We start from the raw sequence: 12,682 nt of genomic DNA, 5'->3' as shown, positions 1-12,682 counted from the left end.
AAATGCCAGCTTCGCGCACTCGCGGCCATACGGGAAGAGATTTGGCAAACCCAACGTCGGCGAAGTCTCGCGATCCCTGTCGCTGTGGCGGCTCAGCGCCAGGCCGAAAGCAACTGCAGCAGAAGGTCGATCACGGCCTGCGGATCGTCGAGCATCGCATGATGTCCGGCGTTGGGCAGGTCGGCCGCCACCACGCTCGGGCCGAACCCGCGCAGCAGTTTGTCGTGGCAATCGTCGTCGATCACCGAGTGGTGCCCGGCCCGGACCACCGCGACCGGGAAGTCCATCGGACGCAACGGTGCGGGCGGATCGAGGATGGAACGGTAGACCGCATAGTCGAACTTCCAGCTCCAGCCATCGGCGACTCGACGTACCGAACTGCGTGCGATGTGCTCGGTGACGTAAGCGGGGATCTCGGTGCTGCTGTCGTCCGGTCGGAACAACCGGTAGGCGCGCACGGCATCCTCGCGCTCGGGGTAGATCCGCGGACCGGTGTCGGCGCGGTTGACGAGCACTGCGGCACGGTCCGGGTCGGGCTTGCGCGCGATGTTGGAATCCAGCAGGACCAGGCCGCCGAGCTTGGCATCCCGGGTTGCCGCCAGATACGACGGCTTACCGCCCATGCTGTGCGCCACGATCACCGAGCCGGGCGGGAGCGCGGCGTCGAGCACGGTTCGAATGTCGTCGGCCCACAGGTCGAACGAGTATTTCTCGCGGCGGCCGCTGTCGCCGAACCCGGTCAAATCGATGGCGACCACGCGTCGGTCGGTGGCCAGGGCCGGGGCGATATGGTCCCACCAGTGCGTGTTCGCTGTGTTGCCGTGCACCAGCAGCACGCCCGGCCCGGTGTGCTCGGCACCCCAGATGCGGTAGTGCACGTTGGCGCCTGCCGATTCGACGAATCGCGATTTCGTCGGCGCGGCGAGGGCAGTTGTGAACCACTCCGGAGTCATCAGCGCGTCGCCTCCTGTACCGCGCCGATGACCTCGGCGCGTAGTTTCGCCGACGCTACGCCGACCGAGTTGAGCATGTACCGGGTCGCGACATCGCCCATCCGCGTCGCGATCTCGGCCGCCGCCTCCCTTGGGGTACCGACCGCCGCAAACAGAGCGAGCAGGTCGTCGTCGATCAACTCGCCCATCTCCGCCCACTTGTGCTCGCGGTCGCTCTTGGACAGCGCATTGAGTTCGGGGCCGAGGTCGCCGAGTCCGTGCTGCTCCAACACCGGGTGATACGCGGGCGTCGAACCGTAAAACGCGATCTGTCTGCGCACCGCGGCCTTGGACGTGGCGAACTCCTCCTCGGTCCGTCCCGTGACGACGAACGTGGCGGCGACGATCTCGGGTGCGTCGCTGGGCGCGCCGTCGGCCGCGCGGCCGCGGTGCAGTGCGGGCACCGTGACCTCGCGCAGATAGTGGTCGGTGGTGAACGGGTGCAGCAGCAGACCGTCCGCCACCCGGCCTGCCGTTTCCGTCATCTTCGTGCCGACCGCGGCAAGCATCACTTTGGGCGCGGGCCGTTCGCACGTCGGGACGAACATCGGCGTCATCAGGGTGTGGGTGTAGAAATCGCCGCGGAAATCGAGCCTGTCGCCGCTGGCCCAGCTGTGCCAGATCGCGCGCATCGCCGAGACGAACTCCGCCATCCGGTCGGCGGGTGCGCTCCAGGGCATCGAGAACCGGCGCTCGATATGCGGCTTGATCTGGCTGCCGAGGCCGAGGTGCAGCCGACCGCCGCTGTACTCCTGGAGCGCGGTCGCCTGCACGGCCAGCGTCATCGGCGAGCGCGCGAACGCCACCACGATGTTGCTCAGCAAGTCGACCCGGTTGGTTGCCCCGGCAGCGACGGTCAGGTGCAGCATCGGGTCGCAGGTCGTCTCACTGAACGCGACCCCGTCGACGCCGATGGCCTCCGCTTTGCGGGCGAGTTCGTCGACGCCGGTGAGCCCGCCGCCGCGGGCGCCGAGGGGTAGATCGACCTTCATGTTCATCTCCAGCCTGCTGCGTAGGCGCCGCGAGTTCGCTACCCCGGTCGAGCGCCAATAGCTAGCGCTCGTTAAGCTATCCCTAGAAATGTAGCGCAGCCGTCCCCGCGGCATGCAAAGTGATCCCGGACACGGGGCGATGAAGGAGCAAGTAATGGGTGCAGTGATCGTCGAGGCAGTGCGGACCCCGGTCGGCAAGAAGAACGGCGGGCTCTCCGGTATCCATCCGGCAGACCTGTCGGCTCTCGTGCTGAACGAGCTGGTCAGCCGGGCAGGTGTGGCGCCCGAGCTGATCGACGACGTCATCTGGGGCGTTGTCAGCCAGGTCGGCGAACAGACCAACGACCTCGCTCGAAACGCCGTCCTCGCCGCGGGATGGCCCGAGTCCGTGCCCGGCGTGACCGTGGACCGGCAGTGTGGCTCGTCGCAGCAGGCGCTGAACTTCGCGGTCGCGAGCGTGCTCGCCGGGCATTACGAGGCGGTGATCGCCGGTGGCTGTGAGTCGATGTCGCGGATCCCGATCGGCACCAGCGCCGCCGTCGGTGGCAGCCCGATCAGCCCGAAATTCACCGAGCGGTACAACGCGCGTCCGAACCAGGGCGTCGGCGCCGAGATGATGGCCGAGAAGTGGGCGATTTCGCGTGCCGAGGTGGACGCTTTCGCGGCCCGCTCGCACGAGCGTGCGGCGGCGGCGCAGGACGCCGGCCTGTTCGACGCGCAAATCGTCGCGGTCACCAACCCCGATGGCGACGTGATCGGCAAGGACGAGGGCATCCGGCGCGGCACCACGGTGGAGAAGCTCGCCGGGCTGAAGACCGTCTTCAAGGAGGACGGCGTCATCCACGCGGGTAACGCCTCGCAGATCTCCGACGGTGCCGCCGCGCTGCTGATCGTCAGCGACGAGTTCGCCGCGAAGCACAATCTCACCGCTATCGCTCGTGTGCACACCGCCGTCGTCGCCGGCGCGGACCCGGTGATGATGCTCAGCGCGCCTATCCCGGCCACCGAGAAGGCGCTGGCGAAGTCGGGCCTCGCGGTGTCCGACATCGGCGTCTTCGAGGTCAACGAGGCGTTCGCGCCGGTGCCGATGGCGTGGCAGAAGGAGATCGGCGCAGACGAGGCGCTGCTCAACCCGAACGGCGGCGCAATCGCGCTCGGCCACCCGCTCGGCGGCTCGGGTGCCCGCATCCTCACCGACATGATTTTCCACATGCGCCGCAACGACATTCGCTACGGCCTGCAGACCATGTGCGAAGGCGGTGGGCAGGCCAACGCCACCATTCTCGAATTGGTGAAGTAGAAGCGATTCGCCACCGCGGTAGCCCGTTTTCCTGGCGCGGTATCAGTATCGATACCGCGCCAGGCGAACCGCCCGGTTCCCGTCGTCGTCGGGCGCGACGAGGGCGGGAACCATCTCGCTCGTGACCAGGCCGTGTTTGGTGGTCACCTCGTCCACGATGTCGAAATTGCGCGCAATATTCGCGGGGGTGTCCACGATGATCGTGGTGACCGGGACGTGCCTGCCGAGTTGAAACAGCTTGTCACCGTGCGGTTCGGTGTCACCGCGAAAGCCCCACACACCGCGCAGCACAGTCGCCCCGCGGGCCGTATTCGACTGGCGCAGTTGCCGAATCAGAGCACGGTGGATCGGCACACCGCGGTGTCGAGTGTCCTCGGAGGTGTACACCATCAGCTTCTGCCACAGCGGCCGGCCGTGCTCGTCGGCCGCGGGCAGCGTGTGCGGTCGCGCCAGCAGTTCCCCGTCGCGTTTGCACACCCGGATTCGTTCCAGGGTAACCAGTGGTCGGCGCAGCAGGTCGCCCAACTCGGTGAGCACGGGTGCCATCCGATCCCCGGTTCCCACCGCGATGAGCATCATCGGCACCTCGACGTTGCGGCCGAAGAAGCGCGCGCGTTGCCGTTGGCCGTGGGCGGTGCCGTCCACCCCGAGGAATACCGACGCGCCGGCCAACCCCCGGTGATAAAGCAGATCGCATACCGCGACGTAGGCCGGTACCCCCGACACCCGTTCCTGGCGACCGAGATAGACCGTGAGTTTGGCCGCCTCGTGCAGTTCGTCCGCCAGTCGCAATTCGTCCGACAGTGCGGTCGCGACGAGATCGTCGCCGGCCAGGCGGGCGCGTTCGAGGGTGAGCACACCGCGCGCGGTCATGGCAACGGCGTCGCCGACGACGCGTTCGATCTTCGCCCTGGTGTCGACGGCGGCCACCACAACGGGCGGATCCTCCGACAGCGACAGCAGTTCGTCGGTGCGCAGGTGCTGCCGCACGCCGAATCCGGCGATGCCGCGCAGCATCACGCTGGTGGCAATCTCGTTGCGGCCGTACAGATCCAGTAGGGCGTCCGCGAGAAACGCACGCTCGGTCCGTTGCCGCTCGCCGAAGTAGGACGTCAGTTTCAGGCAGTCGTCGTTCACCACAGGCCTCCGAGCCACAGTCCGAGCGCCGCAGCGGCGAGGCCGCACACCACGCTCACCACGATGTTGGCGACCGCGGCGAACACCTGCCGCTCCTCGGCGAGCCGTTCGGTTTCCAGCATCCAGGTAGAGAACGTCGTGTACGCCCCGACCAGGGCGGTACCCGCAAGCAGGGCGGCGTTGGCGCTCAACGTCAGACCCGCGATCAGCCCCAGCGCCAGCGAGCCGCTGAGGTTGACCGTGAGGGTCCCGAACGGGAAGGCGCGGGCCGCTCTGCGGGACACCGCACCGTCGACCAGGAAGCGCAGGATGGCCCCGATCCCGCCGAGCACCCCGACACCGCACCACACCACAACCGTGCTCATCGGCGTACCCGAACGCGCCGCACGGCCGAGGTGGCGACATAGACCGCAACCAGACCGGCCGCGATGCTCACCACGGTGTAGCTCAACGCCAGCCGGTAGTGCTCGTGTTCCAGCATCCGCACCGTCTCGACCTGCATCGTGGAAAAGGTGGTGAGCCCACCGCACAGGCCAGTGCCGAGGAACGGCCGCCGGTAGCTCGACAACGGCTGGCGCTCCAGCAATCGTGTGGTGAAGTAGCCGAGCAGGATCGCGCCGACGATGTTCACCGTGAACGTCGGCCACGGCCACCGCGCCGGATCGGAATTCATCAGCTCACCGAGACCGGCCCTGGCCAACGCGCCAAGTGCCCCGCCGAGGAAGATCGCCGCGAGTTCGCGGCCGTCGTGACCGAGCACGGCTAGGTGCGTTCGGGGGAAGGTCGTCGCGCCATTGCCTCTCCTCCGGTCGGTGCTGTGCCGTGGTCATGCGTGTCGGGCGTCGGGCTCGTGCGGGTGACCCGGGTCACCGACGGCGACGCAGCCGACGGTACCGTGAGCCGAACCCGCAGGTCCCGTGCGGGCGGCGGCGATCTCGCGAAGGGAAAACGATGGGCAACGACACCGTCCTGGCGACGACGAACGGACACGTCGCCACCTGGACACTGAATCTTCCCGAGCAGCGCAACCCGATTTCGGACCAGTCGGTGGTGGAGCGGATCGAAGAACTGGTCGCGGCGGCGAACGACGATGTGGATATTCGCGTCGTCATCATCACCGGCGCGGGCAAGGGTTTCTCCTCCGGTGGCAACGTCAAGCACATGGTCGACCGGGTCGGCATCTTCGGTGGGGCGCCGCACGAGCAGCGCAACGGTTATCGCAAAGGCATCCAACGGATTCCGCGTGCGCTGTACCACCTCGAGGTGCCCCTGATCGCTGCGGTCAACGGGGCCGCGATCGGCGCAGGATGCGATTTGGCGCTCATGGCAGACATGCGGATCGCCTCGGAAAAGGCCGTGTTCGCAGAGAGTTTCGTGAAGCTGGGCATCATCCCCGGCGACGGCGGCGCGTGGTTGCTGCCGCGCGCGGTCGGTAATGCCCGCGCCGCGGAGATGGCGTTCACCGGTGACCCGATCGACGCGGCAACCGCGCTGGACTGGGGGCTGGTGTCGCGAGTGGTGGCGCCCGAACAACTGCTGGACGAGGCGATGACGCTGGCGCAGCGAGTGGCCGTCAATCCACCCACCGCGGTGCGGATGACCAAGAAGTTGTTGCGCGAGGGACAGCACATGACGCTGGAGAGCCTGCTCGAGTTGTCCGCCGCGATGCAGCCGCTCGCCCACCACACCCAGGACCATCGAGAAGCGTTGGCGGGCTTCACCGAGAAGCGCCCCACGAACTACACCGGGGCCTGACATGCCGACCGACAGACTGGTTCCGCCCGCGGCGCCGCTGCCGGACGGGTTGGCGGAACTGCGGATCGAGGTTCGGACGTTTCTCGCCGAACAGATCGCCGATGGTGTGTTCACCCCCGGTGTCGACACCTGGCTGACGAAATGGAATCCGGACTTTACCAGGACGCTGGCGCAGCGTGGCTGGATCGGTATGACCATTCCGGTGGGGTACGGCGGACGCGGGCGCACCTTCTTGGAACGGTTCGTCGTCACCGAGGAACTGCTCGCGGTCGGCGCGCCGGTTGCCGCCCAATGGGTCGCGGACCGGCAGGCCGCGCCATCGCTGCTGAAATACGGCACCGAAGAGCAGAAGCAACGTTTCCTGCCGCGGATCGCGGCCGGCGAACTGTGCTGGGCAATCGGCATGAGCGAGCCGGAGTCGGGTTCCGATCTGGCCAGCGTGCGCACGAAAGCCGTTGCTGTCGAAGGTGGTTGGCAGATAACCGGTACCAAGCTGTGGACCTCGGGCGCCCACCTGGCAGATGCGTTCTTCCTGCTCGCGCGCAGTACGCCGCTGGATTCCGCACATCGACATGACGGGCTGAGCCAGTTCATCGTGCTGCTCGACTCGCCCGGTATCACCATCCGGCCGATCCACACCATGTCCGGCGAACACCACTTCAATGAGGTGATCCTCGACGAGGTGTTCGTGCCCGACGATTTGGTGCTGGGGGAGATCGGTGCCGGCTGGGCGCAGGTGACCTCCGAACTGGGCTACGAACGCAGCGGCCCGGAACGGTTCCTGTCGAGTTTCGCATTGCTCGCCGAGGCGCTCGATCTGATCGGCAGCGGTGAACTGCCGGGCACACCCGAGATCGGCAGACTCGTCGCGCGTATGACGGCACTGCACACGATGTCACTGTCGGTGGCGCAGGTGCTCGAGCGCGGCGAGAAGGCGGACCTCGCAGCGTCGGTGGTGAAGACCCTCGGTACCCGACTGGAGGGCGACGTCATCGAGATCATCGAAGAACTGTCCGGTGCCGAACCGCCCACCGCGCGGTTCGGCGAACTGGTTCGCGCCGGTCTGATGCAACGGCCCGGTTTCACGTTGCGTGGCGGCACTACCGAGATCCTGGACGGCGTTATCGCGCGTGGATTGGGGATGCGCTAGTGGCACAACAGGATACGGTCGATCCCGCGCTGACCGAGCTGATCGGCTCGATTTTCGAGCGCTTCCGGGACGACGACAACGAGGTACACGGGCCGCTGACCCTGAACCGGGAGCTATGGTCCGCGCTGGACGAGGCCGGCCTCACCCGGCTGGTCGAGAGTGCGGAAACCGGTGGCAGCGGCGCGAGTTGGTGCGAGGCTGCGGCGCTGCTGTCGGCAGGTGCCGAGCAACTCGCGGCGGTACCGCTGGCCGAAAACGATTTGCTGGCTGGGTACCTGCTCGATGCGGCGGGGCTGCCCCGCGATGAAACTATCCGAACCGCGGGCCTGCTCGACGCCGAAGGGGTCGCGGCCGTGGTTCCGTGGGCGGGTCGGGTGGAGCGGATCGTCCTGGCCTGGCCGGGCGGTGACGGCTGGTTGGCCGCCGACGTGCCGGCGTCGGACGTGACGATCACGCCGGGTGCCAACGCGGCGAGCGAGCCCCGAGACGGGGTGCGTGTCGATCTCGGGTCGTTGACCGGTGTTGCACTCGATGACGTTGCGGTCGAGCAGTTCCGGCTGCGCGGTGCGCTGGCTCGCAGCATTCAGAGCTGCGGGGCGATGGAGCGCGTGTTGCGAATCTGCGTCGAGCACACCACCACCCGCGAGCAGTTCGGCCGGCCGCTGGCGAAGTTCCAGGCCGTGCAGGCGATGGTGGCCGCGATCGCGACCGAGTCCGCACTCGCCCGCGCCGCCGCCGAACACGCGGTCGCGGTGGTCACCGAAGACGACTGGCGCGGTCCGCGTATCGAATTCGCCGTGGCGGCAGCGAAATCCACCTCCGCCCACGCCGCGACTCTCGTCGCCCGAAATGCGCACCAGACGTTGGGTGCGATCGGGTTCACCATGGAGCACCAACTGCACCGGTTCACCAATCGGATGCTTTCCTGGCGTTCGGAATTCGGGTCCGTGCGGTATTGGGACGATGTGCTCAGCGATGCTGCCGTGGCATCGGGCAGTGCCGGCGTGTGGCCGTTGATCGTGGACGGCGTCGGCTGAGCGTGCGCCATTCGCGTTGATCATGAGTGTTCGGTGTCGACGAGACCGAACATGTGGCCCCACTCTTCGGCGTGTCGGGGGCCAGATGCTCGTGATCAACTCGGACGGGGGCGGCGAGATGCTCGTGATCAACTCGGGCAGCAACGCAGGGCTAGCCGAAATCCCGCGCGACGCGCAACGTGCCGATGGTGGTGGCCAGCCCGTCGTACTGCGTCGTGAGCAACACGATCTCGATCAGTTTGCGCTCGTCGTAGTGCTCGGCGAGCGCGGACCAGGTGTCATCGTCGATGTCCTTGGTCGCAACGAGCCGGTCGACCGCGGTGAGCAGCGCGCGGTGCTTGGCGTTCCAGCCCTCGGCGTCCGGTCCGCTGCGTAGGCGGTCGAGGATTTCCGACGTCACGCCGGCGCGGCGGCCGAGGCGAATGTGGTGGTCCATCTCGTAGCCGCAGTCGCGCAGATGGGCGACCCGCAGGATCACCAGCTCCGACTCGTGCCGCTGCAATCGGCCACCCGGCATCAGCTTTCCGCTGTAGTGCAGCCAGCCGCGGAACAGGCCGCCAGCGCGGCCGAGGGTGCTGAACAGATGCGCGTCCGGCGCGCCCGCACCGATCGACAGGGCCCGCCACAGCACCCAGTTGATCGGTCCGAGCTCACGCAGCCTGCCGGGTTCGATACGGGGAGTGCTCACGCCCCGAAGTTAACACTCAAATTGCCATTGCGGCTCGGACCGTCGCCTCCGACCCGGCGCCACCCACCCCGGCGGACGTGCACCGGCCGGACTCCAACACGTAATAGCGCTGCGCGGCCTGCAGCGCGAAGCCGATGTGCTGCTCGACCAGCAGCACGCTCAGCCCGCCGCGCTCGGTGAGTGCCACGATGGTGCGCTCGATTTCGGCGACCACGGACGGCTGAATGCCCTCGGTCGGTTCGTCGAGGATCAGCATCCTCGGCTCGGTGATGAGCGCGCGGGCGATCGCGAGTTGCTGACGCTGCCCCCCGGACAGCAGACCGGCGCGCCGGCCGAGCAGCTCCTGCAACGCGGGAAACAACTCGAGTACCTCGTCGATCAACGCCTTGCCGCGTTTGCGACCGTCTGCCACCACCTGCAGGTTTTCGGCGGTGGTCAGCTGCCCGAACGACTGCTGTCCCTGCGGAACGTAGGCCAGTCCGCGCCTGACCCGCGCACTCGGCCGCAGCCCGGTGATGTCCGCGCCGTCGAACCGCACCTTGCCCGACTTCGTGCCGATCAGCCCGACCGCGGCGCGCAGCAGCGTGGTCTTGCCCGCGCCGTTGTGCCCCATCACGGCGGCGACCCCGTTCTCCGGAACCTCCAGTGACACGCCGTGGATCACCTCGGTGCGGCCGTAACCGCACCGCACATCGACCAGTTCAAGCATCGGTGCTCTCCTGTTCCGGATCGACGTTCGCGACTTCGTCGCGCACCGCCACCTTTTCGAGCTCCTCGCCGCCGGCGGCAGTACCGAGGTAGACCTCCTGCACCTTCGGATCGGCCTGCACCTCGGCGACGGTGCCCTCGCTGAGCACCTTGCCACCGGCCATCACGGTCACCGAGGTTGCGAAGGCCCGCATGAAATCCATGTCGTGCTCCACCACGACGACGGTGCGTTCGCCGCCGATGCGGCGCAACAGGTTTCCGGTCTCCTCGCGCTCATCGGTACTCATGCCCGCCACCGGCTCGTCGAGCAGCAGCACCGAGGCGTTCTGCACGAGTAGCATGCCGATTTCGAGCCACTGCTTCTGGCCGTGCGCGAGGATGCCGGCCGGGGCGTCGATGAGGGCGGCGAGGCCGGTGATCTCGAGCGCCTCGTCGATGGCAGGCAGCACGGTCGTGCGTCGCCGCAGCAACGTCGTCGCCGACCGACCTGCGCCCGCGGCGATGTCGAGATTCTGCAGCACGGTGAGCTGTTCGAACACGCTCGCGGTCTGGAAGGTGCGACCGACGCCGAGGCGGGCGATCTTGTGCACCTTCTTGCCGATCAACTCGACACCGGACTTGTTCACCGAACCGGTGGCGGGCACCAGGCCGGTGATGGCGTCGATCAGGGTGGTCTTGCCCGCGCCGTTCGGCCCGATCAGGAACCGCAGATCGCCTTGCAGCAGCGTCATGTCGACGCCGGATACCGCCTTGAAGCCGTCGAATTCGACAGTGAGCCCGCGGATTTCGAGATAGTCGCTGGACATGCCGGCATTGCCGCCGAAAGTTGGCTCCGGCGCGGTCGTGGCGGTGGTCGTGTTCATCGTGCCTCCACGGGGACATGGTCGCTGTGCTCGTCGACCGGTTCGGGTGGTGGGGTTTGCTTGCGCTGCATCTTCAACCGGTGTCGCAGGGCCCAGATGCCGGCGATACCGGCCGGGAAGAAGCCGACCACCACGATGAAAAGCGCCCCCTGCAGATAGACCCAGCCGGAGGGGAAGCGCTCGGAGAACGAACTCTGTGCCCAGACAACGCCGATCGCGCCGAGTACCGGCCCGAGCAGGGTGGCTCGGCCACCAATCGCGACACCGATGAGGAAGGCGATCGAGGGCACGACACCGACGTCGGCGGGCGAGATGATGCCGACGATCGGCACGAACAGCGCACCGGCGATGCCCGCGAAGAAGGCGGCCACCGTGAAGGCGACGACCTTGATGTTGGCCGGGTCGTAGCCGAGGAAGCGCACCCGCTCTTCCTGATCGCGCACCGCGACGAGCAGTTCGCCGTAGCGGCTGTACATCAACTGCCGAGTGATCGCGACAATGACCAGCAGGGTGCCTGCGGCGATGAAGAACAGCATGCGCTTGTTGGCCGGGTCGCTGAGGTTGAACCCGAAGAACGTACGGAAGCGGTTCAGCCCGGTGAAGCCGCCGATCGACTGCTGGCCGGTGAGGAAGATAGCGAGCGCGGCCGCGAGCGCCTGACTCAGGATGGCGAAATATGCGCCCTTGACTCGTCGTTTGAAGACGCCGAAGCCCAGCAGGGCGGCGATGGCGGCGGGCAGGACGGCAATCGCCAGGATCGTCACGATGGGTGATGCGAATGGCGTCCAGTAGCTGGGCAATTCGCGGATGCCGGCGATCTGCATGAAGTCGGGCACGTCGTCACCACGCAGGTCGGCGTCCGCGATCTTGAGGTGCATGGCCATCACATAGGCGCCGATGGCGAAGAACACGCCCTGCCCGAGGGTGAGCATTCCGCCTCGGCCCCAAGCCAAGCCGATGCCCGCCGCGACCATGGCGAAGCAGAGGAACTTGGCGAGCAGGTTCAGCCGGAAATCACTGAGAAAGGCGGGGGCGACGGCGAAGAGCAGGATTGCGGCGAGGGCGAAACCGGCGAAGGTGCCGCGCCAGCCCGCCAGGATGCCGGTGCGCGCCGCGGAACGGGAGAAGGACTCGCTCATGCCAAGCTCCTTGTCTTGACCGTGAACAGGCCCTGTGGACGCACCTGCAGGAAGATGACGATCAGCACGAACAGGATCACCTTCGCGATCGACGCGGTGGTGTTGTACTCGATGAACGAGTTGAGGATGCCGAGTGCGAATGCGGCGATCACCGCGCCCCGGATCTGGCCGAGACCACCGACCACGACCACCAGGAATGCGTCGACGACATAGCTCGTGCCGACGGTGGAACTCGTCGACCCGATCAGTGTCAGTGCGACACCGGCGACGCCGGCGAGCCCGGAACCGATGAAGAACGTGGTGATGTCGGTGCGTCGGCTCGACACGCCGCTCGTCTCGGCGAGGTCGCGGTTCTGCACGACCGCGCGGATCCGTCGTCCCATCGACGTGCTCTGCAGCGCAAACGACAGCGCGGCCACGCAGACGATGGCGAGCACGAGAATGAAGATGCGGGTCTTCGGCACGACCGCGCCGAGGATCTCGACACCGCCGGAAAGCCATTCCGGAGCAACAACGTTCACCGCCGGCGCACCGAAGATGTCGCGGGCGAGCTGTTGCAGAATCAGCCCGACACCGAAGGTCACCAGCAGGGTGTCCAGCGGGCGATGATACATCCGCTGGATCAGCGTCACCTCGAGCAGCACACCCATCGCGCCCCCGACCAGGAAGCCGATGAACAGGGCAACGATCAGCGAGCCGCCGGCCGAGGAAATGACCTTCTGCACCACGTAGGTCGTGTAGCAGCCGGCCATGATGAACTCGCCGTGGGCCATGTTGATGACGCCCATCTGCCCGAACGTCAGCGACAGCCCGAGCGCTGCGAGCAAGAGAATCGACCCGAGGCTGAGCCCGGTGAAGAGTTGTCCGATAACGACATCCACCGATGTCTCCCTTCCTACGGCCCGTGCGCGGCCGGGCTTA

The 12,682-nt window shown here is 67.1% G+C and carries 14 protein-coding genes; 4 read left to right on the top strand and 10 right to left on the bottom strand.

Annotated features, from left to right (window positions below; all coding sequences use genetic code 11):
- Positions 1-92: 92 nt before the first annotated feature.
- Together OG921_RS01545 and OG921_RS01540 are read right to left on the bottom strand one after the other, a co-directional pair.
- Positions 93-953 (bottom strand): alpha/beta fold hydrolase, encoded by an 861-nt coding sequence (locus tag OG921_RS01545; protein ID WP_266110573.1) that lies wholly within the window; start codon positions 951-953, stop codon positions 93-95.
- Positions 953-1,984 carry a TIGR03617 family F420-dependent LLM class oxidoreductase gene (locus OG921_RS01540; protein ID WP_266110572.1) on the bottom strand — a complete coding sequence of 344 codons (1,032 nt, stop codon included), beginning with the start codon at positions 1,982-1,984 and terminating at the stop codon, positions 953-955. Before OG921_RS01540 ends, OG921_RS01545 begins: the two co-directional genes overlap by 1 nt.
- 154 nt (positions 1,985-2,138) lie before the next feature.
- Between OG921_RS01540 and OG921_RS01535 the strand changes: the two genes are divergently transcribed.
- Complete coding sequence (locus OG921_RS01535; RefSeq protein WP_266110571.1) at positions 2,139-3,284, top strand: thiolase family protein; 1,146 nt, start codon at positions 2,139-2,141, stop codon at positions 3,282-3,284.
- A gap of 42 nt (positions 3,285-3,326) precedes the next feature.
- Here OG921_RS01535 and OG921_RS01530 read toward each other — a convergent pair whose 3' ends face one another.
- The 3 genes from OG921_RS01530 to crcB (OG921_RS01520) are packed head-to-tail and all read right to left on the bottom strand — an operon-like array spanning position 3,327 to position 5,181.
- Positions 3,327-4,421 carry a DUF190 domain-containing protein gene (locus OG921_RS01530; protein WP_266110570.1) on the bottom strand — a complete coding sequence of 365 codons (1,095 nt, stop codon included), beginning with the start codon at positions 4,419-4,421 and terminating at the stop codon, positions 3,327-3,329.
- A complete protein-coding gene (gene crcB / locus OG921_RS01525) occupies positions 4,418-4,786 on the bottom strand; it encodes a fluoride efflux transporter CrcB (RefSeq protein ID WP_266110569.1) in 369 nt (122 codons plus the stop codon). The genes OG921_RS01530 and crcB (OG921_RS01525) overlap by 4 nt, the downstream gene beginning before the upstream one ends.
- Positions 4,783-5,181: a fluoride efflux transporter CrcB gene (crcB, locus tag OG921_RS01520; protein ID WP_266110568.1), complete on the bottom strand. Its 399-nt coding sequence runs from the start codon at positions 5,179-5,181 to the stop codon at positions 4,783-4,785. The genes crcB (OG921_RS01525) and crcB (OG921_RS01520) overlap by 4 nt, the downstream gene beginning before the upstream one ends.
- Before the next feature lie 191 nt (positions 5,182-5,372).
- On the opposite strand from crcB (OG921_RS01520), the gene OG921_RS01515 reads away from it, so the two are divergent.
- From OG921_RS01515 to OG921_RS01505, 3 genes are read left to right on the top strand one after another with little or no spacing between them, the layout of a single operon-like run.
- A complete protein-coding gene (locus OG921_RS01515) occupies positions 5,373-6,176 on the top strand; it encodes a crotonase/enoyl-CoA hydratase family protein (RefSeq protein WP_266110567.1) in 804 nt (267 codons plus the stop codon).
- A 1-nt stretch (position 6,177) separates the two neighbouring features.
- On the top strand, positions 6,178-7,326 hold the full coding sequence (locus OG921_RS01510) for an acyl-CoA dehydrogenase family protein (protein WP_266110566.1): 1,149 nt from the start codon (positions 6,178-6,180) through the stop codon (positions 7,324-7,326).
- On the top strand, positions 7,326-8,363 hold the full coding sequence (locus tag OG921_RS01505; RefSeq protein WP_266110565.1) for an acyl-CoA dehydrogenase family protein: 1,038 nt from the start codon (positions 7,326-7,328) through the stop codon (positions 8,361-8,363). Before OG921_RS01510 ends, OG921_RS01505 begins: the two co-directional genes overlap by 1 nt.
- 151 nt (positions 8,364-8,514) lie before the next feature.
- Here the strand turns inward: OG921_RS01505 and OG921_RS01500 are convergent, their stop codons facing one another.
- The 5 genes from OG921_RS01500 to urtB are packed head-to-tail and all read right to left on the bottom strand — an operon-like array spanning position 8,515 to position 12,642.
- Entirely contained in the window at positions 8,515-9,051 is a 537-nt protein-coding gene (locus OG921_RS01500) for a carboxymuconolactone decarboxylase family protein (protein ID WP_266110564.1), read from the bottom strand.
- A gap of 16 nt (positions 9,052-9,067) precedes the next feature.
- Positions 9,068-9,760, bottom strand: a complete 693-nt coding sequence (gene urtE, locus OG921_RS01495) for an urea ABC transporter ATP-binding subunit UrtE (protein ID WP_266110563.1) — start codon at positions 9,758-9,760, stop codon at positions 9,068-9,070.
- On the bottom strand, positions 9,753-10,622 hold the full coding sequence (urtD, locus tag OG921_RS01490) for an urea ABC transporter ATP-binding protein UrtD (protein WP_266110562.1): 870 nt from the start codon (positions 10,620-10,622) through the stop codon (positions 9,753-9,755). Before urtD ends, urtE begins: the two co-directional genes overlap by 8 nt.
- The gene (urtC, locus tag OG921_RS01485; RefSeq protein ID WP_266110561.1) at positions 10,619-11,761 is read right to left on the bottom strand and encodes an urea ABC transporter permease subunit UrtC; all 1,143 of its coding nucleotides are present in this window, start codon (positions 11,759-11,761) and stop codon (positions 10,619-10,621) included. The genes urtD and urtC overlap by 4 nt, the downstream gene beginning before the upstream one ends.
- Positions 11,758-12,642 carry an urea ABC transporter permease subunit UrtB gene (urtB, locus tag OG921_RS01480; RefSeq protein ID WP_266110560.1) on the bottom strand — a complete coding sequence of 295 codons (885 nt, stop codon included), beginning with the start codon at positions 12,640-12,642 and terminating at the stop codon, positions 11,758-11,760. The genes urtC and urtB overlap by 4 nt, the downstream gene beginning before the upstream one ends.
- Between the last annotated feature and the right edge of the window lie 40 nt (positions 12,643-12,682).

This window comes from Aldersonia sp. NBC_00410, from assembly GCF_026342035.1.
Classification (GTDB): Bacteria; Actinomycetota; Actinomycetes; order Mycobacteriales; family Mycobacteriaceae; genus Aldersonia.
Note: the sequence above shows the minus strand (reverse complement) of the source record. Positions and strands in the feature narration are given on the sequence as shown.

Coding starts and splice junctions, on each gene's coding strand:
- OG921_RS01545 (WP_266110573.1), bottom strand. CDS start 953: ATGACTCCGGAGTGGTTCACAACTGCCCTCGCCGCGCCGACGAAATCG.
- OG921_RS01510 (WP_266110566.1), top strand. CDS start 6,178: ATGCCGACCGACAGACTGGTTCCGCCCGCGGCGCCGCTGCCGGACGGG.
- urtD (WP_266110562.1), bottom strand. CDS start 10,622: ATGAACACGACCACCGCCACGACCGCGCCGGAGCCAACTTTCGGCGGC.
- OG921_RS01540 (WP_266110572.1), bottom strand. CDS start 1,984: ATGAAGGTCGATCTACCCCTCGGCGCCCGCGGCGGCGGGCTCACCGGC.
- crcB (WP_266110569.1), bottom strand. CDS start 4,786: ATGAGCACGGTTGTGGTGTGGTGCGGTGTCGGGGTGCTCGGCGGGATC.
- urtC (WP_266110561.1), bottom strand. CDS start 11,761: ATGAGCGAGTCCTTCTCCCGTTCCGCGGCGCGCACCGGCATCCTGGCG.
- OG921_RS01535 (WP_266110571.1), top strand. CDS start 2,139: ATGGGTGCAGTGATCGTCGAGGCAGTGCGGACCCCGGTCGGCAAGAAG.
- urtE (WP_266110563.1), bottom strand. CDS start 9,760: ATGCTTGAACTGGTCGATGTGCGGTGCGGTTACGGCCGCACCGAGGTG.
- OG921_RS01515 (WP_266110567.1), top strand. CDS start 5,373: ATGGGCAACGACACCGTCCTGGCGACGACGAACGGACACGTCGCCACC.